At 36.2% G+C, this 25,994-nt stretch carries 24 protein-coding genes and 1 other annotated feature (1 of these 25 only partly in view); of the genes, 4 read left to right on the top strand and 20 right to left on the bottom strand.

Going from position 1 to position 25,994, the window contains the following annotated elements; translation table 11 throughout:
• Positions 1-155: 155 nt before the first annotated feature.
• The gene (gene ptsP / locus ACFP65_RS06275) at positions 156-1,880 is read right to left on the bottom strand and encodes a phosphoenolpyruvate--protein phosphotransferase (RefSeq protein WP_379916949.1); all 1,725 of its coding nucleotides are present in this window, start codon (positions 1,878-1,880) and stop codon (positions 156-158) included.
• On the bottom strand, positions 1,880-2,146 hold the full coding sequence (locus tag ACFP65_RS06270; RefSeq protein WP_225744353.1) for a phosphocarrier protein HPr: 267 nt from the start codon (positions 2,144-2,146) through the stop codon (positions 1,880-1,882). The genes ptsP and ACFP65_RS06270 overlap by 1 nt, the downstream gene beginning before the upstream one ends.
• Positions 2,147-2,514: 368 nt before the next feature.
• Here ACFP65_RS06270 and ACFP65_RS06265 point away from each other — a divergent pair, with 368 nt between their 5' ends.
• Positions 2,515-4,785, top strand: a complete 2,271-nt coding sequence (locus ACFP65_RS06265; RefSeq protein ID WP_379916947.1) for an ATP-dependent Clp protease ATP-binding subunit — start codon at positions 2,515-2,517, stop codon at positions 4,783-4,785.
• Positions 4,786-4,848: 63 nt separating this feature from the next.
• On the opposite strand, the gene ACFP65_RS06260 is transcribed toward ACFP65_RS06265, so the two are convergent.
• Positions 4,849-6,447, bottom strand: a complete 1,599-nt coding sequence (locus tag ACFP65_RS06260; RefSeq protein ID WP_379916945.1) for a peptide chain release factor 3 — start codon at positions 6,445-6,447, stop codon at positions 4,849-4,851.
• Between the two features lie 45 nt (positions 6,448-6,492).
• Entirely contained in the window at positions 6,493-7,587 is a 1,095-nt protein-coding gene (locus tag ACFP65_RS06255; RefSeq protein ID WP_379916943.1) for an AI-2E family transporter, read from the bottom strand.
• Between the two features lie 145 nt (positions 7,588-7,732).
• Between ACFP65_RS06255 and ACFP65_RS06250 the strand changes: the two genes are divergently transcribed.
• Positions 7,733-8,164: a GNAT family N-acetyltransferase gene (locus ACFP65_RS06250; protein ID WP_379916941.1), complete on the top strand. Its 432-nt coding sequence runs from the start codon at positions 7,733-7,735 to the stop codon at positions 8,162-8,164.
• A gap of 44 nt (positions 8,165-8,208) precedes the next feature.
• Here ACFP65_RS06250 and ACFP65_RS06245 read toward each other — a convergent pair whose 3' ends face one another.
• From ACFP65_RS06245 to ACFP65_RS06225, 5 genes are all read right to left on the bottom strand, one after another.
• Complete coding sequence (locus ACFP65_RS06245) at positions 8,209-8,460, bottom strand: DUF3006 family protein (RefSeq protein ID WP_379916939.1); 252 nt, start codon at positions 8,458-8,460, stop codon at positions 8,209-8,211.
• 44 nt (positions 8,461-8,504) lie between these two features.
• Positions 8,505-9,479 carry a ComEC/Rec2 family competence protein gene (locus ACFP65_RS06240; protein ID WP_379916937.1) on the bottom strand — a complete coding sequence of 325 codons (975 nt, stop codon included), beginning with the start codon at positions 9,477-9,479 and terminating at the stop codon, positions 8,505-8,507.
• Positions 9,480-10,373: an RluA family pseudouridine synthase gene (locus ACFP65_RS06235; protein ID WP_379916935.1), complete on the bottom strand. Its 894-nt coding sequence runs from the start codon at positions 10,371-10,373 to the stop codon at positions 9,480-9,482. It abuts the gene before it with no gap.
• Between the two features lie 266 nt (positions 10,374-10,639).
• Positions 10,640-11,449 (bottom strand): NAD kinase, encoded by an 810-nt coding sequence (locus ACFP65_RS06230; RefSeq protein ID WP_379916933.1) that lies wholly within the window; start codon positions 11,447-11,449, stop codon positions 10,640-10,642.
• Positions 11,450-11,453: 4 nt separating this feature from the next.
• Positions 11,454-12,107 carry a GTP pyrophosphokinase gene (locus tag ACFP65_RS06225; protein WP_379916931.1) on the bottom strand — a complete coding sequence of 218 codons (654 nt, stop codon included), beginning with the start codon at positions 12,105-12,107 and terminating at the stop codon, positions 11,454-11,456.
• Positions 12,108-12,208: 101 nt separating this feature from the next.
• Here ACFP65_RS06225 and ACFP65_RS06220 point away from each other — a divergent pair, with 101 nt between their 5' ends.
• Both ACFP65_RS06220 and ACFP65_RS06215 read left to right on the top strand, forming a co-directional pair.
• Positions 12,209-12,799, top strand: coding sequence for a CYTH domain-containing protein (locus ACFP65_RS06220; protein WP_379916929.1), 591 nt, complete (start codon positions 12,209-12,211; stop codon positions 12,797-12,799).
• 223 nt (positions 12,800-13,022) lie between these two features.
• Positions 13,023-13,652: a DsbA family protein gene (locus ACFP65_RS06215; protein WP_379916927.1), complete on the top strand. Its 630-nt coding sequence runs from the start codon at positions 13,023-13,025 to the stop codon at positions 13,650-13,652.
• 142 nt (positions 13,653-13,794) lie between these two features.
• Here the strand turns inward: ACFP65_RS06215 and pepF are convergent, their stop codons facing one another.
• The 11 genes from pepF to thrS form a co-directional block, all read right to left on the bottom strand.
• Positions 13,795-15,612, bottom strand: coding sequence for an oligoendopeptidase F (gene pepF / locus ACFP65_RS06210; protein WP_379916925.1), 1,818 nt, complete (start codon positions 15,610-15,612; stop codon positions 13,795-13,797).
• An 85-nt stretch (positions 15,613-15,697) separates the two neighbouring features.
• Positions 15,698-16,831 (bottom strand): competence protein CoiA, encoded by a 1,134-nt coding sequence (locus tag ACFP65_RS06205; protein ID WP_379916923.1) that lies wholly within the window; start codon positions 16,829-16,831, stop codon positions 15,698-15,700.
• Positions 16,832-16,925: 94 nt separating this feature from the next.
• The gene (locus ACFP65_RS06200) at positions 16,926-17,585 is read right to left on the bottom strand and encodes an adaptor protein MecA (protein WP_379916921.1); all 660 of its coding nucleotides are present in this window, start codon (positions 17,583-17,585) and stop codon (positions 16,926-16,928) included.
• A gap of 278 nt (positions 17,586-17,863) precedes the next feature.
• The gene (gene spxA / locus ACFP65_RS06195; RefSeq protein ID WP_379916919.1) at positions 17,864-18,271 is read right to left on the bottom strand and encodes a transcriptional regulator SpxA; all 408 of its coding nucleotides are present in this window, start codon (positions 18,269-18,271) and stop codon (positions 17,864-17,866) included.
• A gap of 375 nt (positions 18,272-18,646) precedes the next feature.
• Positions 18,647-19,666 (bottom strand): lipoate--protein ligase, encoded by a 1,020-nt coding sequence (locus ACFP65_RS06190; RefSeq protein ID WP_379916917.1) that lies wholly within the window; start codon positions 19,664-19,666, stop codon positions 18,647-18,649.
• 12 nt (positions 19,667-19,678) lie between these two features.
• Positions 19,679-20,422: an MBL fold metallo-hydrolase gene (locus ACFP65_RS06185; RefSeq protein WP_379916915.1), complete on the bottom strand. Its 744-nt coding sequence runs from the start codon at positions 20,420-20,422 to the stop codon at positions 19,679-19,681.
• A gap of 121 nt (positions 20,423-20,543) precedes the next feature.
• The gene (hemG, locus tag ACFP65_RS06180) at positions 20,544-21,947 is read right to left on the bottom strand and encodes a protoporphyrinogen oxidase (protein WP_379916913.1); all 1,404 of its coding nucleotides are present in this window, start codon (positions 21,945-21,947) and stop codon (positions 20,544-20,546) included.
• A 433-nt stretch (positions 21,948-22,380) separates the two neighbouring features.
• On the bottom strand, positions 22,381-22,740 hold the full coding sequence (gene rplT / locus ACFP65_RS06175; protein ID WP_327758128.1) for a 50S ribosomal protein L20: 360 nt from the start codon (positions 22,738-22,740) through the stop codon (positions 22,381-22,383).
• Between the two features lie 53 nt (positions 22,741-22,793).
• Positions 22,794-22,994 (bottom strand): 50S ribosomal protein L35, encoded by a 201-nt coding sequence (gene rpmI / locus ACFP65_RS06170; RefSeq protein WP_225744373.1) that lies wholly within the window; start codon positions 22,992-22,994, stop codon positions 22,794-22,796.
• Between the two features lie 24 nt (positions 22,995-23,018).
• Entirely contained in the window at positions 23,019-23,522 is a 504-nt protein-coding gene (infC, locus tag ACFP65_RS06165; protein WP_327758126.1) for a translation initiation factor IF-3, read from the bottom strand.
• 280 nt (positions 23,523-23,802) lie between these two features.
• On the bottom strand, positions 23,803-25,731 hold the full coding sequence (gene thrS / locus ACFP65_RS06160) for a threonine--tRNA ligase (protein WP_379916910.1): 1,929 nt from the start codon (positions 25,729-25,731) through the stop codon (positions 23,803-23,805).
• Between the two features lie 74 nt (positions 25,732-25,805).
• Positions 25,806-25,994 (bottom strand) — a binding site (T-box leader); it runs 29 nt beyond the window's last position.

The following is a 25,994-nucleotide window of genomic DNA, read 5'->3' as shown; positions in this document are numbered from 1 at the left end:
GTTTTGGTCGACTATTATTCTACAGGAGAACTCACTTGTTTTCTAATTTAAGCAAAGAAAAATAACGTTGGTGAATTCTCACCAACGTTATTTATTATAGAACCATAAAAAAAAGCACTTCAAAAGACTTAACGTCTTCTGAAGTGCTTTTTTGTTTATTTTGCAGTGTATTGTTCAACTAGTTTGATAACTTCTTCTGCTGAAGTGCATTCGTTAAGTGCTTTTTCACTTAATTCTTTCATCTCAGTTGAATCAAGTTCAGTTAATAAACTACGTGTTTTAAGAATGCTAGTAGCACTCATTGAAAACTCGTCAAGTCCTAGTCCAACAAGAATTGGCACAGCGATTTGATCTCCAGCCATTTCTCCACACATACCAGCCCACTTACCTTCTTTATGCGCTGCATCAATAACATTCTTGATTAAGCGTAAAATTGAAGGGTTATATGGTTGGTACAAGTAAGAAACGCGTTCATTCATACGGTCAGCTGCCATTGTATATTGAATCAAATCATTTGTTCCAATACTAAAGAAGTCAACTTCTTTAGCAAACTGATCAGCTAAAACAGCTGCAGCTGGAATTTCAATCATGATACCAACTTGAATGTCATTAGAAACTTCGATACCATTTTCGCCTAATTTCGCTTTTTCTTCTTCTAGAATAGCTTTCGCACTTCTAAATTCAGGAAGAGTCGCAATCATAGGGAACATGATTCTCAAAGTCCCGTGAACTGACGCACGAAGTAAAGCACGTAGTTGTGTACGGAAAATCTCATCTTGATCCAAACTTACACGAATCGCTCTGTATCCTAAGAATGGGTTCATTTCATTAGGAAGTTCTAGATATGGAAGTTCTTTATCCCCACCAATATCCATCGTACGAACAACAACAGGTTTTCCATCCATGCCTTCTAAGACTGCTTTGTAAGCAGTATATTGTTCGTCTTCAGTAGGTAGTTCTTTTGAGTCCATATAAAGAAACTCAGTACGGTATAAACCAATTGCTTCGCCACCATTTTCAATTACACCATTTAAATCTTTAGGTGTTCCGATATTAGCAGCTAACTCAACATGTTTACCGTCTTTTGTGACACTTTTTTCGTCTTTCAAGCGTTCCCACTCAAGTTTTAAAGAAGCAAATTCTTCTGCTTTATCGTTGTAAGCTTTTTTAGTATCTTCAGAAGGGTTAATGAATACATCGCCTTCCATTCCGTCGACTACTAAAAAGTCACCTTCTGATACAAGTTCCGTAATGTTGTTTGTTCCTACAATTGCAGGTATTTCCAACGAACGAGCCATGATAGCAGAGTGAGAAGTGCGTCCACCAATATTTGTCACAAAAGCCTTTACAAATTCTTTATTTAACTGAGCAGTATCACTTGGTGTTAGATCTTCTGCAATGATAATGACTTCTTCATCAATAGTTGCAGGAGTTGGAAGTTTTACACCAAGCAAGTGAGACATTACGCGCTTACGCACGTCACGGATATCCGCTGCTCTTTCTTGCATATAAGGGTTATCTTCCATGCCTTCAAACATTGTAATGAACATGTCAGATGTCTTTTGAAAAGCAGCTTCTGCATTAACCTTTTCATCATTGATTACAGTGTTTGTTTGCTCTATCAAGTCAGGATCAGAAAGCACCATAGTATGTGCATCAAAGACTTGCGCCTCTTCTTCTCCAAGTGACTCAGCAGCAATAGATCGTATATTAGCAAGCTCTTCTTTAGCAGTATCAATAGCAGCCTGAAGACGCGTTACTTCAGATTCAACATCTGAAATCGTCTTTTTCTCAAATGATAAATCAGGTTCTACTAAAAGATATGCTTTAGCTTGAGCGATACCATCACTTGCAGCAATACCAGATACTTGTGATGCCATTATTCAGCCATTCCCTCGTTTTTGATTGTTTGTTCGATTCCTTCGATTGCTTCAGTTTCGTCTGCACCTTCAGCAGAGATTGTAACTTCTGCGCCTTGACCTACACCAAGTGACATAACACCCATGATAGATTTCAAGTTCACAGATTTACCTTTGTACTCCAAAGTGATATCTGAGTTGTATTTGCTCGCAGTTTGTACCAATAATGTTGCTGGACGTGCGTGAATACCTGTTTCTGCAGTTACGTTATAGTTGCGTTTTTCCATTGTAAGTTTCCCCTTTACAAATTTAGTAGTTTTGAAAATAGTAAAACAACCCTTACCATAAATTATACTCAAAAAACAGTAGAATTAGGCATAATAAGTCAATTTTACCTTTCTTCCTATACAGATTACCACTTTTCTCAATTACCTACAACTATTTTTTACTATTTCGAGGTATTTATCACTTGAAAGTCAAAATAGGTCAGAGTATAATAAAAGTTAGCGATAGGTCAAAATTGGTCAATGTCTATTCGAAGAAATCATTTTATATTCATTGATCGCTGAAAATCAGGTAATCTTTCCAACTGACCTTTTGCTGCTATCCTAGTATACTGTAATTATGATAAATAATAGAAAGGTCGTGTCTAGAAATGATATGTCAAAGATGCATGCAACGCAATGCAACAATTCATTTAACGACAAGTGTTAACGGAAAAAAACGAGAAATAGATTTATGTCAGAAATGTTATAGAGAAATTAAACAACAAGAGGAGCAAAGAAGAATGAATCAAGGCGCAGGACAAGATCCTTTCGGTTTCGGAAACTTCGATGATCTTTTTAAAGCATTGTCGCAAAACAATGCAAGTCCACAAAATCCACAGACTCCCCCTACTCAGCAAAATTTTAGAGGAAACGGGCAGCAACCTCCTCAAAATCCTAACCGTAGAGGCGGCCTTCTTGGAGAGTACGGTGTAGATTTAACACAAATGGCTAAAGAAGGAAAAATCGACCCCGTAATCGGTCGTGACAAAGAAATTGAACGGGTTATTGAAATATTGAATCGTAGAACCAAGAACAACCCTGTACTGACAGGAGAAGCTGGTGTCGGTAAAACAGCTATTGTAGAAGGACTCGCATTAAAGATCATTAATGATGACGTTCCACAAAAGTTATTGAAAAAAGAAGTGATTCGATTAGACGTAGCTTCACTTGTTCAAGGCACCGGTATTCGAGGGCAATTCGAAGAACGTATGCAACAATTAATCAAAGAGTTACGAGATGATGATTCCATTATCTTGTTTATCGATGAAGTTCATGAATTAGTGGGGGCTGGAACAGCCGAAGGTAGCAGCATGGATGCCGGCAACATCTTGAAACCAGCACTAGCTCGTGGCGAGCTTCAAATGGTGGGCGCTACAACTTTAAATGAATACAGAAAAATAGAAAAAGATCCAGCATTAGAGCGTCGTTTGCAGCCGGTCCGAGTGAGTGAACCGTCTCTTGACGAAACCGTCACGATTCTTAAAGGTATTCAAAAACAGTATGAGGATTATCATCACGTTAACTATACAGATAAAGCTATCCAGAGTGCGGTTGAATTATCTCATCGATATATACAAGACCGTTTCTTGCCAGACAAAGCAATCGACTTGCTGGACGAAGCTGGATCTAAAAAGAACTTAACGATTCGCACAATTGATCCAGAAGAGATTCAAGAAAAAATCAATGAAGCCGAAAAACAAAAGCAATCTGCTCTTCAGCAAGAAGATTACGAAAAAGCGGCTTTTTACCGTGATCAAGTAACGAAGCACAAAGAAATGATGAATCAGCAAACGCCAGAATCTGATCTACCTGTTATTACTGAAAAAGATATGGTGCACATTATTGAACAGAAAACAGGTATTCCAGTCGGTGAACTGAAAGAAAAAGAACAAGAGCAATTAAGAGATCTCGATGATTCTCTTCGTAAACACGTTATTGGTCAAGATGATGCGGTAGAAAAAGTTGCAAAATCTATCAGAAGAAACCGTATTGGTTTAAGACAGAAAAACAGACCAATTGGATCATTCTTATTTGTAGGTCCAACGGGTGTAGGTAAAACAGAACTTGCTAAAACCCTTGCTCTAGAACTATTCGGTAGCAAAGATTCTTATGTTCGTTTGGATATGAGTGAGTTTATGGAAAAACACAGCACGTCCAAACTGATTGGTTCCCCTCCTGGCTACGTTGGATATGAAGAAGCCGGTCAATTGACTGAAAAGATTCGTCGTAATCCATATAGCCTAATCTTAGTCGATGAAGTAGAAAAAGCACATCCGGATGTATTGCACATGTTCTTACAAATTTTAGATGATGGTCGTTTAACGGATGCGCAAGGTCGTACAGTAAACTTCAAAGAAACGATTATTATTATGACAAGTAATGCCGGTACAACAAATGTTGAATCTAGTGTTGGTTTCGGTGCACAGATCAGTGGACGTCAACATTCATTGTTGAATAATCTCGGAGAGTTCTTTAAACCAGAATTCCTGAACCGTTTAGATGGTATTGTGGAGTTCCATTCATTATCCAAAGAACATTTACTTGAAATCGTGACGTTGATGTTAGAAGATATTAATTCAGCACTTAAACAACACAATATTACCGTTACAGTGGATGATGCCGCAAAAGAAAGATTAGTGGATCTTGGTTATGATCCTAAGATGGGTGCCCGTCCGCTCCGTAGAGTGATTGAAGAGCAAATCGAAGACAAAGTTGCTGAGTTTTATCTAAACAATCCTCAAGTCGGAAATATCATGGCTACGGTAGACGATTCAAATTCAATCGTCATTACTCAACATTCTGAAGAGAGTTCGACTCCATCTGAAACAACCGAAACAAATAATGATGATTCTGAATCTCCTGAAGAAACAGATGAATAAGATATAAACACTAAAACGCACCTCCATTACTGCAATTGCAGTAATGGAGGTGCGTTTTCTATTTTATAGTAATGAAGTTAATTCAACTCCAGGATATTTGTCGCTAAACCATCTTTCAGCAAATTGATTTTCAAACAAGAACAATGGGCGATCAAAACGGTCTCTTACCAGCATATTTCGGCTAGATCCCATATTTTCATCTAGTTGTTCAGGATCAATCCATCGAGCAATTCTACTACCAATGGAAGTCATGACGACTTCAGAATTGTATTCGTTCAGCATACGATGCTGGAACACCTCAAACTGCAATTGTCCTACTGCACCGATAATATACGTTTCCGTATGGAACGACTTATATAATTGAATCGCACCTTCTTGAACTAATTGATTAATTCCTTTGTGGAAAGATTTTTGTTTCATAACGTTTTTAGCTTCCACTTTAACGAATAATTCAGGGGTGAACTGAGGAAGACTTTCAAAATTAATTTCCTGTTTACCTTCATAGATCGTATCGCCTATCTGGAAGTTCCCAGTGTCATAAAGGCCAATAATATCTCCTGCTACAGCCCCTTTAACGCTTTCTCTATTCTCAGCCATAAATTGAGTAGAATTAGATAGTCTCATTTTTTTATCTGTACGAGATAAAGTTACATCAATACCTCTTTCAAACTCGCCTGAACAAATTCGGACAAAAGCGATACGGTCACGATGTTTAGGATCCATATTAGCTTGTATTTTGAATACAAATCCTGAAAATTCTTCTTTAGTAGGTGCAACTTCGTTTCCATCCACATCCGTATGTCCTACAGGCGCTGGAGCAAATTGCAAGAACGTTTCTAAAAACGTTTGAACTCCAAAATTTGTCAAAGCTGAGCCAAAGAATACTGGTGTCAACTCTCCATCTAGAATCGCTTCTTTAGAAAATTCATTTCCTGCTTCTTTTAAAAGCAATGCTTCTTCAAGAACCTGATCATATAAACTTTCATTTTTTAAAGCATGTTCCTCTTCGATTTCTCCCTCTTCATTAAGTGGAATAAATCGATTCCCTTGATTTGATTCTTCTGGGCGGAACATTTCAATACGGTTATGGAACAAATCATATAAGCCAAGGAAGTTTTTCCCAGATCCAATCGGCCAGTTCATCGGGTAAGCATCAATTTCAAGAACCTCTTCAAGTTCTTCAACGAGTTCAAGCGGCTCTCTACCATCTCTATCCAGTTTGTTCATAAATGTAAAGATTGGGATACCCCGCATTCTACAAACTTTAAATAATTTTTTTGTCTGCTCTTCTATACCTTTGGCACTATCTACTACCATGACAGCAGCATCAACGGCCATCAATGTACGGTAGGTATCTTCAGAAAAATCCTCGTGTCCTGGAGTATCCAAAATATTAATTCTTTTTTCATCATAATCAAATTGCATAACCGAACTGGTTACAGAAATTCCACGTTGCTTTTCAATTTCCATCCAATCGGATTTTGCAAATTTACCAGACTTCTTAGCCTTAACAGTACCTGCTTGTCTGATTGCACCACCAAATAGTAGTAATTGCTCTGTGATGGTCGTTTTACCAGCATCCGGATGCGAAATAATCGCAAAGGTTCTTCTAGATTCTACTTCTTTTTTTAATTGTCTGTTTTCATTTACTTCTGTCGACATAGTAACTCCTTCTTCTATCAAGCATCATTAAGTTTATCTTATTCATTATTTCGTCAGTGTTATTTTCTTTTCTTTGTTGATTTTCAGTATATAAAGTAACACAGTTTTAATGATCGCAAAAACTGGAACACCAATCAACATCCCTAATAGTCCAGCAATATTGGCAGAAGCCAACAAGATCAAAATGACGGTAAGCGGATGAACGGAAAGTGACTTCCCTACTAGGAAAGGTGTAAACAGATTACCATCTAATTGTTGAACAATCAGAACAAATACTGCTGCAAGTACTGCTTTTCCTGGTGAGTCTATTAGTCCTACTATGATAGCCGGACCAGCTCCAATGAACGGTCCAACATAAGGAATAAAATTGGTGATCGCTGCAAATACTGATAAGAGTAAAGCGAAAGGAAACTGAGCAATTGAATACATGATGAATAATAAAATTCCAACAAGTAAAGAAGCCATCCCTTTTCCACTTATATAACTCGCGATCGTTTCATTTATTTTCAATGCTAGTTCTTTTGTATTTTTCTTATATGGTTCTGGACTGATTTTTTCTAAATACCCTGGAAATCTATGACCGTCATATAACATATAAAATAAAATGACAGGTACTGTGATAAAGGTGAAAAAGAAATCAGTCAGACTTTGAAGGAAACTTCCTACACTGGTCATCATACCTCCTAAAAATCCTGATGATAGATCTCTGAGCCAAGTTTCAATGTTTAGGAGAATTTCATTGAAATCCACCTGATCCATCCACGGCTCATCTCCTAGCTTTCTAAAGTAAAAATCTAATTCATTTATAAAATCTGGAATGCCCGCAATTAAAGAGCTGGTTTGTTCAATTAGGATAGGCAGACCTAGAAATACCGTCAGTACAACCAATCCTACTAAAAAAATCATAACGAGTGTGACTCCGAATATTCTTTTCACCCTTATTTTTTCAAGCCCTTTGACTATAGGGTTCAATAAATAAAATAAAAACCCTGCAATTAATAACGGCATAAATAAAGACGTTAAAATAGCGAGTATAGGATTTAATATAAAATCGATTTGTTGTAGTATAAAAATCAGTAAAGCTACAGCTAAAAACCATATCGTCCAAAACATTATTTTAGAATTTTTCCAATTTATCAATTTTTATATCTCCTCGGCTTTTATATTCACACTTCATTATATGACAGTGCGCCTAGAATTAAAAGGGGGAGTTAGTACTATTCATTGACGAAAAAGTAAAAATAATGATAAGATTATAAGAATCATTCAATAAGGAGGAAAAATCATGGAATTTAAATGGACTACGGATTTATCTGATCCAACTTATAAAGATGCTATACATATAAGAAAAACAGTGTTCGTTGAGGAACAAAAAGTTCCTGTCGAACTAGAAATAGATGAATTAGAAGATCAGACCTCACATGTGGTGGGCTATTTGGATGGCTCTCCCGTCGCAACAGCTAGGATATATGAAAAAGAACCTGACGTTTACAAAATCCAAAGAGTTGCTGTTTCAAAAACGGCTAGAGGTAAAGGGACTGGAAAATTTCTTATGGCAGAAGTAGAAGCTAAAGTTCAGTCTCTTAAAGGGAGAAAGCTGATACTTGATGCGCAAGATCACGCACTCAGCTTTTATGAAAAATCAGGATATACTATTAAGGGCGAAGGTTTTCCAGACGCCGGTATTCCGCACCATAGAATGATTAAAGAGCTTTAAAATATTGTATAACTAAAAAAACTGATGGAACCGATCTGGTTCCATCAGTTTTTTCGATTCTTCAATTTTTCTCTTTTGCTTTTAATTCTTGCTTTCCTTTTTTCCGTTTCCCCTACTAGCCGTTCAATTGACTCGATTGAATGGACAGAATCTTCCAGTTGAAATACCACTTCAAGAACATCCCCAACATGAACAAACGCCGGAAGCGTTTTTTTTCCAATAACGATTGCGCCAGATCCATCATCTGGAATTAACGTAGCTAGCTCATCATTGACAGATTCCAAAACAACACGCATGATACCCTCTCCATTACTAGTTTGTTTTTCTTTTACGTTTAGGATTAATCTTTGTTTACTGAAAACGTACCGTCTTCTTCAACGGTAACAGTGACTGTCCCTTCATCCATTGTACTATACAAAGAAATCCCTTGATGATTGATTCGTTCAAGTGTTTCTTCATGTGGGTGCCCATAACTATTATTTAAACCAGCTTGAATGATGGCTACTTCCGGATCAACAGCACTTAGCCACTCTGTACTATTACTATCTTTAGAACCATGGTGACCAACCAACATAACATCTGCCTTCAAATTACTATATTGTTTTACGATTTGTTTTTCTACAGTCGAAGATGCATCTCCTGAGTTCATGATGCTCGTTCCACTAATCGTCGTTCTTGTCATAATTGATTCTTCATTGTGATCCGTGGTTCTATTGCTTTCTTGAGGGTTCAGCACTTCTATCTTAAAAGGACCGATATCTTTGGTTTCACCAGCATTAGGTTCATAATAATTAGCATCTGATTCACTAATTGCGTCTAGTAACTTCTCGTAAACTCTAGTAGTGTGATCAACCCCGTTCATCCAGACCTCATCCACTTGAAAGTATTCCAACACTAGATCGCCATTCCCAATATGATCTGCATCATTATGGGTGAAAATCAGCAAATCAATTTTTCCACCAGTTCCAATATATTTATCAAGATAACTAACAATCCGCTTATCTGAATCGTCATATCTACCTGTATCAATGACAATATTGGTACCATCTTCTGACTGATACAATGTAGAAGACCCTTGGCCAACGTCAAAAAAGCGAATCGTTCCATTGGAGCTACTTTCCGGTTCAAACCTTGGAAGATACGTAGACCATTCTCTTGTGAGTTCCTGCCACTTATCTGTAAAGTAATCCGCATCATATGGATTATCTCCAAAAAATAATCCTATAAAAAATGCTAAAGCAATCAGGAAAGCTGTCACAGATACTTGTATTCTCTGCTGTTTTTGTTTTTTAGTCATTTTTTTCTTTCTAACCATTTAATTACCTCTTAGATTTGCTATTAAGCCAGTGATATCTTCTGGGAGCGGCGCTTCAACTAGAACATCTTCATTCGTAAAAGGATGTTTAAATTGAAGTTTAGAACAGTGTAAGGCTTGTCTATGAAATCTTCCACTATCTTCTCCGTAAAGATCATCCCCTATCAAAGGATGACCGTCATATGCAAAATGAACCCTGATTTGATGAGTTCTTCCCGTGTGCAATTTAACTTTAACCAACGTAGCTTCCTCTAATATCTCTTCTGTCCAGTACTCAGTCAACGAGGGCTTTCCATCATCTCTAACCATCCGAGTAATAATCGAATCCACTGTACGACCAATAGGTCCGTCTATATAAGCATGCTTTTCAGTTAATACTTTAGATACAACTGCCTGATAGGTTTTATCGATTTCTTGTCTTCTCAAAATTTGATCGATCATGGAATGCGCAAAAGCGTGTTTTGCAAAAATCATTGCTCCAGAGGTTTCTCTATCCAGTCTTGTAACGACATGTACTGTCTTGTGAATATATTGCTGCGTTTCTACATATCCTCTAATTCTATTCGCCATCGTATCTTCTCTATGCGTCGGTGAAGGAACAGATGCCAGGCCAGAAGGTTTGTTGATTATGATATAGTGTTCGTCCTCAAATAAAATATCCAGTTCATTGTAAGATGGAATCAAATGTGGATTTGACGGTTCTATTGGAATAGACATTCTAACCACATCTCCGTAATTCAACAATTCTCTAACTCTTACGATCTGATCGTTTACTTCAAGCTGACCGCCTTTAAATTTAACTTTCGCCAGCATTTTTTTAGAAACAGATTGTTCTTGTAAAAAAGACTTCAAGGTGTTCTGTTCAGATTTTTCATAAGTCCATTCAATCATCATTACTTTTATTCTCTCCTTAGAGAGTTTTACTCTCTTACTTGTCATTAGACTGCATTTATACTAACACAAAATTCAAATTGGCTCAGCGTTTATCAAGCAAGTTTAATCAGATAGTCGTCATAAATGGTCAAACATAGTTTAAGTTTATTACCTGTCTCTTTTTATATTCTGATATCATCAGTAAAGCAGGTAGATTTTGATTAAATCAAAATCTACCTGCTTTACTGGTCCCTTACGTTAATCCGATTGAACCATTGTTCAAAAGATTAGTCTTCGTTCTTTTTGGCACCTAAAAATGCATCCTCTACACGATTCCAAAAATGCGTATGTTGGTAACGCGCAAACCTGATTCGCTCTTCTGCAATTTTAAATCTCAATTCCGTTGCTTGTGTTTCATTGGTAACCACTTGGTCTATAGAAAGTACGAAGTCATTTGTTTCGATTGGTCTGATTCTTATCCATTCATCAGGTGCAATAATAAGTGGTGAACTGAGTGTTCTAAACACCCTATTATTAAGTGAAGCCATTTCAGTTAGCTGTAAAGCTTCAAGTCTAGGGTGCAAAACGGCTCCACCGATAGACTTATTGTAGCCTGTAGATCCTGTAGGTGTTGAAATACAAAGTCCATCTCCTCTGAAACGTTCGAAATGTTCATCTCTTATGTAGACATCACAAACCAATGTTCCATCTACTCTTTTGATTGTAGACTCGTTTAATGCTAGGAAATGAGTGGGTTTAGGTTTGTGATTATAGTAAATTTCTACATCCAATAGTGGATACTCAACATATTCACCATTGTCGGATTTCAAACTCTCGATTAGTTCACCAATATTATATTCACGCCAGTCTGTGTAAAACCCTAAATGCCCAGTATGCACACCGATAAATCTTACGCTATCCAGCATATGAGCATAGCGATGGAATGCGGAAAGCAACGTTCCATCCCCTCCAACAGATATAACAATTGAAGGGTTTTTCTGGTCTAAAATAAACTGATGTTCCAGCAGCATCGCTCTTAGTTTCTTGAATACTTTAATGGATTCTTCGGTAGAGTTATAAACAATCGCTATTCTCACGTTATTATTCCTTCCAGTTATTCAGATCAAATGCTTCCTGCTCATCTTTGAATCTGAAATTCCTTTGAGCTTCTTTAATTTCTTCTCTAATTGTAGACATTTCTTCGTCTAATCTAAAAGCCGATTCTGCAGCTTTTTGTAAACGGATATTGATTTCATCCGGAAATACTCCTTGGTACTTATAATTCAATGAATGCTCTATAGATGCCCAGAAATTCATGGCAAGCGTACGTATTTGAACTTCAACCAGTACATATTTTAACTCATCGATCAGCTGGACTGGGTATTCACAGATTAAATGATACGAACGGTACCCACTTTCTTTTTTATGAGACACATAATCCTTTTCTTGTAAAACTTTTATATCTTCTCTTTGCTTAAGCATCTTTACGACATCATGTATATCTTCCACAAACGGACACATAATACGAATACCGGCTAGGTCCTCCATATCAGTTTCCAATTTATCAAGAGAGATATTTCTCGTTCTTGATTTCAGTAAAATACTATTGACAGGTTTTACTCGCCCCGTCACAAATTCAATTGGTCCGTGTTCTTTTCTTAGTTTGTACATTGACCGTAAACCTTTAAGTTTAACTTTTAATTCATTAACTGTTTGGGTATACGGAAGTAAAAATAATTCCCAATCTCTATCCATATATACAACCTTCTTTTCATTTCCTACTTTCATTCTTCTCTTATCTATTGTACCATATTCAGGTATAAATCCGTACCACAGACGATGAAATGGGGATAATAATGAGCCAGAATGTTGAAATCGAATATAAAAACTTATTGACTGAGTTAGAATACGAGAAACTAATCAATGCCTTTGAAATAAACAAAGCCGAATCGTTTACCCAAGAAAATATCTATTTTGATTCCAAAGAAATGGTCCTGAAAGAAAATCAGTTGGCTTTAAGAATTCGCATCAAAGATGATGTTGCTGAGATGACACTCAAGTCCCCTCATGAAGGACATTTACTCGAAACAAATGAATCCTTAACAATTGAGCAAGCTAGTGCATTGGTTGAGAAGACCGTGATTTACCCTACTGGCCAAATAGCAGAACTACTTGCTTTCTATGGTATTGATTCAACGACACCTTTACATATCATTGCACAACTTCGCACACAACGGTTAGAGAAAAAGGTACACTCTTGTTTGATGGTTCTTGATAAAAGTTGGTACGGTGACCAAATCGATTACGAACTTGAAATAGAAAGTACGACATCTACAGAGGGCAAGCAGTTTATTAAAAATCTCCTAACTCAATACAATATTCCCGAGCGTGAAACCCCTAATAAAATTTCACGAGCCGTACAGAATCGACAAAAAAGTCCCTTATGATAAATCTGATATTTAAACAATTGTGTCGAAATTGTCACAGCAAAAGTTTTTTTATGACAAATTGTGTGCAGATAATTATCAAAATATAAGAGTCTTTGTTAATCTAATATACGTAAAGGACGTTAACAACATTTACCAGAAGTTAACATTAAACCGACATAATTGTTTTATTACTAAAATTAGCATTAGATTCAAAAATAAATAATCGTTAGGTGAGTAGAGTATGAGTTTAAATAATGTTATTGAAATTTTTTTGTTTGTTAATCCTCTAGGAGTGAAAAGTTACGAGGCTGAAGAAGTTATCGAAACATTCTCCAAAGAAAGAGACGAAAAAGTCAAAATACGATTCGTTCCACTATTGAACTTTAAATCAGTTAAAAAGCAATTATTAGATGAGAAGTACAACAGCACTTCTGTAGAGAATCGCAATCGTTTATATACTGATTCTTTTAACGCAAGTCTAGCTTTTGCTGCTGCTTCTATGCAAGGTAAAAAGAAAGCGAGAATATTCCTTATGAATCTTCAAGAAAACATCTTGAATTCCAATGGATTTCTTACTAAATCAATGATGTTGGATTGCGCAGAATCAGCTAAATTAGACATCGATATGTTCGAAGAAGATTTAGAATCCGATCTTGCAAAAGCAGCTTTCACCAAAGATCAAAAGCTTGCTGAAGAAATGGCTGTTAACGACACTCCAGCTTGCGTTTTATTTAATGGTTCAGATGCAGAGTGCGGATACCGAATTGAAACAACTATCACGAGCAGCTTATTACATGGAATCTGTTCTGATAGTACGCTTACTGCTGAACTTCCGGATTTAAAAAATAAATATAAATTTCAAATGGTATAAAAATAGAGGCTGGGACAAAACTAGCCAAATAGAAGAAAGCCGCCAAACCTGGGATATCTATCCCTTGATTTGACGGCTTTTCTACTTGTCTGATCTTACGAAACACTATTAATCAAAGTTTTATCTTAGTATGTTTTGCTTTTTAAAGATTCAATTCTTCTAATACAGACTCCAGTTCATTCAATCTTTCTTCAAATACTTTCATCGCTTTTTCGATGTATTCTTTGTTCGTCATATCCACTCCAGCTTTTTTCATAACTTCAATCGGAAAATCACTGCTCCCAGATTTCAGATATGCCAGATAGTGCTCAAGTGCACCTTCTTCTTTAGCTAGAATCTTATCAGCCAATGCTGTAGCAGCGCAGAAACCAGTTGAATATTGATAGACATAATAATTATAGTAGAAATGTGGAATCCTTGCCCACTCAAACTGAATCTCATGATCTTTTTCTACAGACTCTCCGTAATACTTACTATTGATTTCCGCATAACTTTCGCTCAAGTAATCTGCTGTTAAAGGTATCCCTTTCGCTGCTTCTTCATGCATAAAGTGCTCGAATTCTGCAAATTGTGTTTGGCGGAAAACAGTTCCTTTAAAGCCATCCAGATAATGATTCAATACATATGCACGTGCTTTAGGATCTGTCGTCGTTTTTAGCAGATGGTCCGTAAGAATGTTCTCATTCGTAGTTGAAGCGATTTCTGCTAAAAAGATTGAGTAATCTCCATATACATAAGGCTGTGTTTCTCTTGTAAAGTAACTATGTGCACTATGACCTAATTCGTGAACCAATGTATATAAGTGATTCAATGAATCATGCCAGTTCAAGAGAATATATGGATTTGTATCATAGTCTCCTGAAGAATAAGCTCCACTACGTTTTCCTTTGTTTTCGACTACATCTATCCAACGATTATCGAAAGCTTGATTTAATACATTACGGTACTCTTCGCCTAAAGGTGCAAGACCTTTAAAGGTTTCTTGTTTAGCTTCTTCATAGCTATATTTAAGACTAGCTTCACCTGTGATTGGTGTGTAAAGATCGTACATATGAAGTTCGTCCACATTTAACAATTTTTTACGTAAGTCCATATATCTGTGTAATAAAGGTAAATGTTCATTTACAACATCAATAAGCGTTTCATGAACAGATTCAGGTATATGGTTCCCCGATAATGCTCTATGTCTAGCAGACTCAAATTTATGAACATTAGCTTGATAATTATGGTTTTTGACGTTAGCAGAGAGTGTACTAGCAAATGTATTTTTCAGTCCTTCATACACTTCGTACATTTTCTTGAATGCCTCTGCTCTAACTTCACGATTCGTACTTTCAAGAAGTTCCCCATACATGCCGTGTGATAATTGGACTTCTTCTCCATGTTCATCTTTCACTTTTGGGAACGTTAAGTCTGCATTGTTCAATACACTAAATGTCTGGCTTGAAGCAGACAGGATGTCGCTTGCTCCAGCTAACAAAGCTTCCATATCAGCAGAAAGTACATGCTCACGATTAGCTGTTAACTGATCAATATAATGCTTGTATTGTTTTAATTCCTGTTCTTCTTCAAAATAGCTATTTAATGTTTCTTCTTTAAGTGTCAATAACTCTGGCTCAAACCAAGATGTTGCTTCCCCAGCTTTAGTTGCTAACAATCTTGCTCTGTCATTCATAGCCTGATACGTTCCGTTTGAAGTATCCTGATCATTTTTCAAATGAGCGTATACGTAAACTGAACCAAAGGACTGGAATACATCTAACATAGATACAAGTGCATCAAGAAATGACTTTGCACCATCACTTAACGTTCCTTGTAAATTAGAGATTTCCTTCACTTTTTTTTCAGTATCTTTGATCTTATCTTCCCATTCTTCATCTGATTTAAATATAACGGTTAAATCCCATGTTAACTCTTCAGAAACTTCTTCGCGGTTCGGTAAACTGTTCGTCTTTGACATAATTCCCCTCCTAATATATAACTATGAAATAATGATAACATAATTTGATTTTTAAGAGAATATACAAATTTTATTATCTGTCTATTTAAGAATTCAATGCCAGTCTTTTTTCATTTTCGCTGTTAAAGCGCTTTGCAGGATTTAAAATAACCCATTTTCTTGCTCTTACTTCGCGTAATATTTTCATTTTTACAAGTATCTTCATATAGCCTGTAAAGATCTGATAAAAGTCATCTTTTTGTAAAAGTGGCATCTCTGATAATACAAGTTTTTTTTGTTTGCATAACTCTTCGATATAATTAAAAAGACGTTTTTCAGTTATAATTTGAGATTTTTCATGTTTTTCAATCCAAATTAATAGTCGATACTTCCATTCAATTGGTTCAGTTAATACAATCCATTGATTAGCCAGCGGATAATAGACTTCAATTGGTATACTCATAAGGCTTTCCGACTCACTATACAATAAACTTGCGAAATTTCTAATCCTAGGATTTGAATAGGCCATTTGTTTCTGTAGATTTAAATGTGTATTATATAATGAGATATTTTCTGTACGTTTTTTAGAAATTCTTTCAGTAAACGAAAAATCATCTTGAAGGATTCGTTCTAAGTTTCGATCTGAGATGGTCGTCTTTTCTATATTCCAGATTCGACTCATCCTTTTTTTAAAGCTATGTACAATCTCCAAACAATTCTCTTCGGTTTTATAACGTAACAAGTAAAGTCCGCATTTTGGATTAAATCGAATAAAAGTTCGTTTCAATTGAGTCATCTGTGTGTTTGTAAAAAAACGATCTCCAAGAATCCAATATGGCTGATATCCATGTTTCAGATAGTTCTTTGTTCTCTCCAGCATCCTTTGAATCGGTATTTGACTACATTGAAATTCTATTGCAATTTTTTGCTGTTCTATGTTTAAGAGGATATCAGGTCTCTGCTTTAAGTTTGGTAGATACACTTCGAGTTCCACGTTCAGTTTGTTATTTTTTAATATTGTATACAACTGCAGCTTTCCATTGAGGTGTTCCATCGTTTCTCCTTCTGAGAAGCTCTCGCAAGCTTCTTTTTTATAGTGAGAAAAATGCGGAACTTTGAATGTACCTTTTTTCAAAAAAACGCTTTGTTTACATGTTGGACAATATAGCTTTTTCAGATTATGCGCGTCTTCTTCAAAAGCAAAAATTGTTCTATGCATTTCATTCATCGCTATGAGCATACTATCATCCTTTCTGCTTCTATATTAAATACTGATGAAACAGAAAAAAAGTCATTAAAAAAACCACGAGACTCAACATCTCGTGGTTAAAAAATTATTTAAAATAGTGTCTGATCAGTTCTAATGCGTTTGTATCCATGATTTTGTCAGCATATTCATCTAAGACATCTGCCGATATTCGACTTCTCTCACCAAATTCTAGTGCATGAGCAATCTCTTCATCTGTTGTTCTTAACGTCATCTCTTCAATGAAAAATACAATATGCAAGTAATACTGATCTTTGAATTTATAAAGGTTTGACAAGCCACTTTCTAAATAATATTCTTGGGCCATCATGATCATCTGTTCAAAGTTATGAAATACGAATACAGCTTCCATGGTCTTGGTATCCTGAGCGTTCATGTATTCTTCTACTCCATCTTCTTTCTTATTCTGAGATAGCGATTCATTTAGCATTTTGACCGGATCCATGATTGAGTCGCCCTCAAAATCATCTTCCATATCTTCTCTATATTGTGCACCTTTGCTGATAAACAATTCCAAACCATTATTGTTAGGCATGACCTGAAAAGTAACAGCGTCAGATTCTTGAAATTCTTCATCAATATCAACTTCTTCTAAAATACTATAGAAGAAATTCTCAATCTGTTTCTGGTTACCCAATAAATCAAGAAAAGTGATGCCTCTTTCTTCAAGATCCGTATTCTCAATCTTTACACGAATCGTATCTTCGTTAATATGTTCGATTTCCATATTTGTAGCACCTCTTTCCTTCAATCAGTGTCAGGCATTAAGCTTTTTTGAGTACTGCCTATTATTTATTGCCGACAATACTTTTTATCTATATCATAGAGGTTTTGTTAGATAAATTGAAGACCTGTAACCTCTTCACGCAGATTTACTGCGCTTTAGCTATTATACAAAATGAGTGAAACGAATACAAGTCAATGATTTAAAGAAAATAAAAAAGATTCGACCGTACCAGACAGTGTCGAATCTTTGATAAGATCTAAATATTTTTAGTATTCTACTCAACTATTTGAAAGTGCAACTAGTCGCTGAGCTTTTTGTAATTCTAAAGCTCTTACTTCTCTAGGGATAAACTGACGAATTTCGTCTTCATTGTACCCGATTTGCATACGTTTTTCATCCAAAACGATTGGTCTACGTAGTAAGCTTGGTGTTTCTTGAATCAATGTGAAAAGTTCTTGTAAAGAAAGATCATCAATATCAATGTTTAACTGTTGAAATGCTTTGGAACGCGTTGAAATAATTTCTTCAGTTCCTTCTTCTGTCATACGCATAATAGATTTTATTTCATTAATTGTAATAGGCGTTGAGGCAATATTTCTTTCTTCATAAGGGATGCCAAATTCTTCTAACCATGCCTTCGCTTTTCTACATGATGCGCAACTTGGTGATGTAAATAATGTGACCATTATGTATTGCTCCCTTCAAATCTCTGTTTTTTATAGTATATTTGTTTGCTTGTTGACTACATTTATAACTATATATCAATTGTGAACTCTTGTAAACCCCTTTCGTCATTTTTTTGTCAAATATTGCTTTTTATTCGATCAACACATGTAGGTTTATGAGTTAAAACACCATCAATAAGGGGTTTAAAGGTATTTATCAACAAAAGTACTAAAACGATACTAAATTATAATCATTACAAATAAGAAAACGTTCTGTCACATTGATTTTTTTCACACGAAGTTTTTAAGTCGTTAAACGGCTTAATGATAGATATACAAAAATAGTCTTAATGATGTCCTTATTTGGACATTATCAAGACTATTTTCTACATTTACTTAATAAAATAAATTGACTAATTCATCAATTTCTACTTTTCCAAAGTATTTATTTATATCTACATCTTCAAAAGCTTCACGAATAGCTTTTTCTTCATAAGTCTTACCAATGAACTTATTCTCTACGTCTGAAATTTCACCTAAGCCAAAGAAATCTCCGAAAATTTTAATATCTTGGATTATCCCTCTGTTCACGTTCAGTTTCACTTCCACCGTTCCAACAGATAATCTCTCGCTACGCTCCAAATCAAATTTAGGGGATTTGCCATAATTCCAGTCCCAGTTCGCTGTATAGGTTTCTGCAAATTTATCTATTTTTTCCCAGTCCGATTCAGTTAGTTTGTATTCTTTCACTTCGGATACTTCTGAGACATCAAATATATTTAGCAATAACTTTTCTCTAAAGTTTTTTGCATTCATGTACTGATAATCATCGTTTAAATAAGGTTTAATGTTGGTTACACGGCTTCTAATCGATTTAATCCCTTTCGATTCCAGTTTATGCTTCTTAGGTTTCAAAGCACCTACTACCGCTTCTATTTCCGAATCAAACATTAGTGTACCATGCGCAGTTAATCTACCATTTTTAGAGTACATCGCATTTCCTGAGAATTTTTTCTCATCAATGACCAGATCGTTACGACCCTTCAGTTCAGCACCTTCTACGCCCATTTTATGTAGCGCATCAATAACAGGTGAAGTAAACTTTTTAAAGTCTCTGAAAGAATCTCCATCGTCTTTTGTTATAAAACAAAAGCATAGTACACCTAAATCGTGGTACACAGCGCCACCACCTGAAAATCTCCTGACCACTGTTACATCATGTTGATTGACGTAGTCCGTATTAACTTCTTCAAATGTATTCTGGTTCTTGCCTACTATAATGGCATTATCATTAATGTAAAACAACAGAATTGGTTCATCTAGTTCTATTTCATTTAATAGATAATACTCAATCGCTAAATTGATTCGAGCGTCTACTATCTCTTGTCCATTTCGTTCGTTCTTAACATAATACATAATTGGTCTCCTTTAAATGATAATCTCCAGATTTTTCTCAGCCAGTAACGTTTTAGTTTTAGGTGCTTCTTCTGCAGCTTCTTTTTGTAATTGCTTTAAGTCTCCAGTTTGCGGAAGGTGACTGAGTACCATTGTCTGAACATTTGCTTTATGGGCGATATATCCGCACTCTTTAGAAGTCATATGAACTAAGTGCCTTTCCATTCCTTTGAAAAGATTTGTATCCGTTATGAGCAAATCTGCATTCTCTGCAAAAGGAATGAACTCTTTGATATAACCAGAATCGGCTGTATACACCATTGTTTTTCCTGTAACTCTCTCAACGATTCTAAAAGCATAACATGGAACTGGATGCAGCGTTTTTAGGTGCGTAACATCAAATGGCCCGATCGATGTCTGGCTTTCTTTTGTATAGTCAATTCCTTGACTCACTTCTTCAAGGGTTGTTTTCTCAAAAGCTTGCTTATCTTCACTGTGCCCATAAATAGACAATAGTGGTGCACGATCATCATTATCTGTTCTTTTGAGTTGTCTAGTGAACTGAAGGACACCTAAATCGGCAATATGATCATGATGATAATGAGACAGTAAAACGGCATCCAATTCTAGGGGGTCAATGTGATGCTCCAGCGCTAATAGAGATGCACTCCCAGCATCGAGTAATAGATTAAAACCCTCCGATTGTACCAGATAAGCACTCGTTCCTACGTCCTTCGTAGGATATCCTCCATAGTATCCTAAAACTGTGACTTGCATATTCAGCCTTCCTTTCTATTTTATTCTAGAATACTCCAGATGAAAATAAAAAAACAACTAAATCCACTCTAATGAGCTTAATTAGTTGTTTTTTAGCCTCTAATTAGATTAAAGGACTTTATTACAAACTATTTTGTTTTTTTAAATGTGCAATAATGTGCTCACTGACTTCGTTACCCTGCTTTATACAGCTATTGATGCCAAATCCTTTGACGCCATTCCCTGCAAGATAAATTCCAGGATAAGCCGTTTGAATGGAGTCAATTATTTTACTTCCAGCATTTTTCCCATTAAAAGATTGTTTAGGGAAAGAGTTTTTCCATCTTTTAAGAACATGATAAATTGGCGGCACATCTATGCCAAGCATTTTTTCTAAGTCTTTAAGTAGCAATTCTTCAATCTGTTTGTTACTTAGAGATAGCATAATTTCTTCATTCCCGTGACCAAAATAAATGCCTAATAACTCTTCATCTCTATTTCTCAAGCTTTCCCATTTTTTATTTAACCAAACTACGCTTGAGATATGAGAATCATTTCTTCTAGAACATAGTATGCCATTTCCTTCAGGTTCGATCTTTAAAGCACCTTTTGGAAAACTGAACATTGCAAAACCAATTGAGTTTGTTTTGATCTCTTTGAATTGTTCCTTGAATTCTATATCTGTAAAAATCTCTTTGTAGCTACCAGGGTCGGTTGCGACTACAACCGCTCCAACTCTGACTTGTTCTTTTTTATTAATATCCAGTATATAAGTACCTTCAATACTCTTTTTAATCTCTGTGACTTTCTTTGAAAAAACAACATGATCTTTAAGTGACTTCATTAACCTATTCGTTAATGTTTCTAAACCGTTCTCAAAAGAAATCTGTTTTCTATTAGAATCGAGTATATCAGGATTTGCTTCAAGAGCATTCGTCAGATTCCCATGCTCACTTTCTAATTTTAGAAGGGTACTATCGATCACGTCTATACCAGTGGACTCCATATGATTCATATAGATTTCAGAATAGTACGGTTCTGCTACATATTCTGTAAGCTCTGTTCCGATTCTTTCATTTAAATAATCGATTACACTTGTATATTCTGTTATTTCCGAGGATGGAAGATAGGTATCTTTTAAATAGGATACTTTTCCCTGAAATGAGAGTAAATCATATTTCCAGATCTCAGATCGCTTAGCCGGTATCCCCTTGTAAGTAGGGCTATCTATATGATACAACTTATTGAATGCATAAATATCCTGTTTTCCATTCTGGCTATACCTGATTTGTTCAGTTAAGCCGATTTCATGTATCAAGTCCATTGCTTCACCGGATCCTACATCAATCGATTCAGCGCCTAAATCTACGTAATCTTCCCCCATCTTCATAGTGTGGATTTTACCACCCGAACGGATGGAACTTTCCAATACAAGTAACTCGAAAGGAAGGCTGTATTTTTCTATTGTTTTTTTCAATCTGAATGCTGTCGTGAGCCCTGTTATGCCTGTTCCAATGACCGCTATTCGCTTTTTAGATCTTTTCATTGCCTCATACCTTCCATTTCTATATAAGGGATTGCAACTTATGTATAGGATCATTCAATAACAATTGCCACCATGCATTATTGAGTTCCACATTAGCTTTTTCAAGAGATCATACTCCAATTTGGGCAAACTGGGATCCTTGTCATTTAGTTTATTATATCATGTATTTACAAATTATATCTTATTTTTATACAATTTATATGTTGAAATCTCTCATTTAAATTGAATGAGGCTACATCGACTCTTTTTCGTCATACTTGGCAAATAAATTATCTTGAATTCGTATAAATAATGCGTATTTACTTAACCTGTTCTCTATGTTTTTTCTTAATTTGTCTATTCAAAATCGTATACTATTCATCAAATACTTTAAGTAGCGTCTATAAAAAATGTATAAAAAAAAAACCCGCTTATATAAGCGAGTTTTAATATATTATTTGCTTAAAGCATCTTTAGCTTGGTCAGCCAAAGTTGTAAATGCTGCTGCATCACTTACTGCAAGTTCAGCTAACATTTTACGGTTCATGTCGATTTCTGCAAGTTTAAGTCCGTGCATCAATTTAGAGTAGCTTAGGCCGTTCATACGTGCTGCAGCGTTAATACGTGCAATCCATAATCTACGGAAGTTACGTTTGTTTTGTTTACGGTCTCTGTATGCATATTGGTAAGATTTCATTACTTGTTGTTTTGCAACTTTAAACAAGCGATGCTTCGCTCCGTAATACCCTTTAGCTAGCTTTAAAACGCGATTACGGCGCTTGCGGGAGACTACTCCACCTTTAACTCGTGCCATTGTTGATTTCCTCCTTGGTTGCACTCTCGATCAAACGAGTGCTCGTACATTTATTATTTCATTTTAGCAAGTTGTTGTCTGATACGTTTGTAATCACTGTGTGAAACCATTGTAGATTTACGCAAGTGACGTTTTTGTTTTTGAGATTTGTTTGCAAACATGTGGCTACGTTTTGCGTGGCTACGTTTAAGTTTACCAGAACCCGTTCTCTTGAAACGTTTTGCTGAACCTTTATGTGTCTTTTGCTTAGGCATTGTTGATTTCCTCCTACACTTATCTTATTTCTCAGATTTCGGTGCCAGCATCAAGAACATGCTACGACCATCCATTTTAGCTTTCGATTCGACTTGTGAAATGTCAGACGCTGCTTCCGCCATACGTTCTAGTACTTCACGTCCAATTTCTTTGTGAGTAATCGCACGTCCACGGAATCGAATAGATACTTTCACTTTATCGCCTTTTTCCAAGAACTTACGTGCATTACGCAATTTTGTATCAAAATCGTGATCATCGATAGTTGGACTCAAACGAATCTCTTTAACGTTAACGATTTTTTGATTCTTTCTTGCTTCACGTTCTTTCTTTTGCATTTCGTAGCGATGCTTCCCATAATCCATTACACGAGCAACAGGTGGCTTAGCGTTAGGTGACACTAGAACTAAATCTAGATTGGCATCTTCAGCTAAGCGCATTGCTTCATTGCGTTGGACTACCCCGATCTGTTCACCGTCTTTGCCGATCAAACGTACTTCTCTAGCACGAATACGATCATTGACAATCATGTCTTTTGCTATGGTGGTTCACCTCCAAAGTATTTGCGAAAAAAACAGAGACAGAAAAAGAGACGTGACCTTTTTCAAAGCCCCGTCTCTATCTCCGCAATCAGACAAGATATACTCATCTGACTTCAAAATAGTCGTAACTATTTTGAGTTATATACGTTCGATATCTGCCCATGGATTTAAATCCAAAAGGCGAGAAGCGGGCGCTTCTGCTTTGTTTTCTCAACTCTTATATCATAACAGATACTTATTCACCTGTCAACTCTATTTGAATATTAAATCATTTATTAGATTCAGCTACAATGTTTGAAATGAACTCATCTTTAGAATAGGTGATCGTTTCTTTTTCACCATATTTACGAACACTTACTGTCTGGTTTTCTACTTCACTGTCACCCACTACGATTTGATAAGGGATTTTAAGTGTTTGTGCATGGCGAATCTTGTATCCCATTTTTTCATTGCGGTTATCAATTTCAATTCGTAGTCCCTTCGCTTTCAGTTCTTCATTTAACTGATTAGCGTAGTCAGCATGAATATCCAAGTTAACTGGAATGATTTTAGCCTGTACCGGTGCTAACCATGTAGGGAAAGCTCCTTTGTATCTTTCAATCAGATAAGCTACAAATCGTTCCATTGTTGATACAATACCACGGTGAATAACAACTGGTCTATGGTTGTCATTACCATCTTCACCAACATAAGTCAGGTCGAACCTTTCAGGTAGCAAGAAGTCTAATTGAACCGTTGATAATGTTTCTTCGATTCCCATCGCTGTCTTAACTTGTACATCTAGCTTTGGACCGTAAAAGGCTGCTTCACCAATGGCTTCGAAGTAATCCATCCCCATTTCATCCAAAGTATCTTTCAACATAGACTGTGCTTTTTCCCACATTTCATCATCATCAAAGTATTTCTCTGTGTTTTTCGGATCACGATAACTTAATCGGAAGCGATAGTCTTTAATATCGAAATCTTCGAATACGGCTAGCATCAACTCCACAACTCGGCGGAATTCTTCTTTAATTTGATCTGGTCTTACAAATACGTGAGCATCATTCAAAGTCATTTCACGAACGCGTTGTAATCCAGATAAAGCGCCACTTTTCTCATAACGGTGCATTTGGCCTAATTCTGCGATACGGATTGGTAAATCTCGGTAACTTCTTACGTCATTTTTGAACACCATCATATGATGCGGACAGTTCATCGGACGCAATACAAGCATTTCTCCATCACCCATGTCCATTGGTGGAAACATATCTTCATGATAGTGATCCCAGTGTCCAGACGTTTTGTAAAAATCTACATTTGCCATGATTGGAGTATATACGTGCTGGTAACCCATGCTAATCTCTTTGTCTGTGATGTATCTTTCAATCACTCGGCGGATTGTTGCACCTTTTGGTAACCAGAATGGCAGTCCTGATCCAACTTCAGGTGATAACATAAAGATATCTAGTTCTTTACCTAATTTACGGTGATCGCGTTGTTTAGCTTCTTCACGCATCTTGATAAATTCTTTTAAAGCTTTTTTATCGAAGAAAGCCGTACCGTAAACACGCTGCATCATTTTATTATCTGAGTTTCCTCTCCAGTAAGCTCCTGCTAGAGAGAGTAATTTGAATACTTGAATCCGACCAGTCGAAGGCACATGTACACCTCTACATAGATCGACAAATTCACCTTGTTCATAAACAGATATTGTCTCATCTTCTGGTAAATTTGTAATGAGTTCTACTTTGTAAGGATCTGCTGCAAATAATTCAAGTGCCGCTTCTCTAGAAATTTCTTTCCGTACAAATGGCAGGTTCTCTTTAACAATTGCCATCATTTCTTTTTCAATGGATTCTAAATCTTCTTCTGTGATAGGTGTTTCTGAATCTGTATCATAATAAAACCCTGTTTCAATCGCTGGTCCTACCCCGAACTTAACATCTGGGAATAATCGCTTGATTGCTTGAGCCATTAAGTGGGCAGTAGAATGACGAAGGATCCCTAAAGCATCTTCGTGATCTGGTGTAATAATTTCAAGTTCCCCGTCTTCATAAAGAGGTTGATCAAAATCAACATGCTGGCCATTCCACTTACCGGCTAAGCCTTTTTTCTCCAATGATTTAGCAATACTGCCTGCAACCATTTTCGGTGATGATCCTGATTCCACATTTTTTACGGAACCATCTGGTAATTTAACTGCGATTTCTGACATATAAATTCCTCCTGCTTTTTATTCTCTTTACTTATTGTACAAAAAAAGTCCCAATGAATGAGATCGATCTCATTCATTGGGACGTAATGGATTACGTGGTTCCACCCAGTTTTACAGAAAGTTGACTTTCTGTCTTCATTAGCTCTTTAACGCAGAGACACGTCTGCTCTTACTCAGTTCAAAGCAGCACTCGAAAGGGGTAGATGATAAATTGTTTTAGAAGACTTTCAGCTAATGTCTTCCTCTCTTTAAAACAAGTTCTT

It is taken from the genome of Marinilactibacillus sp. GCM10026970, assembly GCF_042660675.1.
Lineage (GTDB): Bacteria > Bacillota > Bacilli > Lactobacillales > Carnobacteriaceae_A > Marinilactibacillus.
This window is presented reverse-complemented; position numbering and strand designations above follow the sequence as displayed.

Coding starts and splice junctions, on each gene's coding strand:
- ACFP65_RS06240 (WP_379916937.1), bottom strand. CDS start 9,479: ATGGTTAGAAAGAAAAAAATGACTAAAAAACAAAAACAGCAGAGAATA.
- ACFP65_RS06190 (WP_379916917.1), bottom strand. CDS start 19,666: ATGTATTATGTTAAGAACGAACGAAATGGACAAGAGATAGTAGACGCT.
- ACFP65_RS06245 (WP_379916939.1), bottom strand. CDS start 8,460: ATGCGTGTTGTTTTGGAATCTGTCAATGATGAGCTAGCTACGTTAATT.
- pepF (WP_379916925.1), bottom strand. CDS start 15,612: ATGTCAAAGACGAACAGTTTACCGAACCGCGAAGAAGTTTCTGAAGAG.
- ptsP (WP_379916949.1), bottom strand. CDS start 1,880: ATGGCATCACAAGTATCTGGTATTGCTGCAAGTGATGGTATCGCTCAA.
- infC (WP_327758126.1), bottom strand. CDS start 23,522: ATGATTGTCAATGATCGTATTCGTGCTAGAGAAGTACGTTTGATCGGC.
- ACFP65_RS06270 (WP_225744353.1), bottom strand. CDS start 2,146: ATGGAAAAACGCAACTATAACGTAACTGCAGAAACAGGTATTCACGCA.
- ACFP65_RS06215 (WP_379916927.1), top strand. CDS start 13,023: ATGAGTTTAAATAATGTTATTGAAATTTTTTTGTTTGTTAATCCTCTA.
- ACFP65_RS06185 (WP_379916915.1), bottom strand. CDS start 20,422: ATGCAAGTCACAGTTTTAGGATACTATGGAGGATATCCTACGAAGGAC.
- ACFP65_RS06250 (WP_379916941.1), top strand. CDS start 7,733: ATGGAATTTAAATGGACTACGGATTTATCTGATCCAACTTATAAAGAT.
- rplT (WP_327758128.1), bottom strand. CDS start 22,740: ATGGCACGAGTTAAAGGTGGAGTAGTCTCCCGCAAGCGCCGTAATCGC.
- rpmI (WP_225744373.1), bottom strand. CDS start 22,994: ATGCCTAAGCAAAAGACACATAAAGGTTCAGCAAAACGTTTCAAGAGA.
- ACFP65_RS06205 (WP_379916923.1), bottom strand. CDS start 16,831: ATGCTCATAGCGATGAATGAAATGCATAGAACAATTTTTGCTTTTGAA.
- ACFP65_RS06260 (WP_379916945.1), bottom strand. CDS start 6,447: ATGTCGACAGAAGTAAATGAAAACAGACAATTAAAAAAAGAAGTAGAA.
- ACFP65_RS06200 (WP_379916921.1), bottom strand. CDS start 17,585: ATGGAAATCGAACATATTAACGAAGATACGATTCGTGTAAAGATTGAG.
- ACFP65_RS06220 (WP_379916929.1), top strand. CDS start 12,209: ATGAGCCAGAATGTTGAAATCGAATATAAAAACTTATTGACTGAGTTA.
- ACFP65_RS06225 (WP_379916931.1), bottom strand. CDS start 12,107: ATGGATAGAGATTGGGAATTATTTTTACTTCCGTATACCCAAACAGTT.
- spxA (WP_379916919.1), bottom strand. CDS start 18,271: ATGGTCACATTATTTACATCACCAAGTTGCGCATCATGTAGAAAAGCG.
- hemG (WP_379916913.1), bottom strand. CDS start 21,947: ATGAAAAGATCTAAAAAGCGAATAGCGGTCATTGGAACAGGCATAACA.
- ACFP65_RS06235 (WP_379916935.1), bottom strand. CDS start 10,373: ATGATGATTGAATGGACTTATGAAAAATCTGAACAGAACACCTTGAAG.
- thrS (WP_379916910.1), bottom strand. CDS start 25,731: ATGTCAGAAATCGCAGTTAAATTACCAGATGGTTCCGTAAAAAATGTG.
- ACFP65_RS06265 (WP_379916947.1), top strand. CDS start 2,515: ATGATATGTCAAAGATGCATGCAACGCAATGCAACAATTCATTTAACG.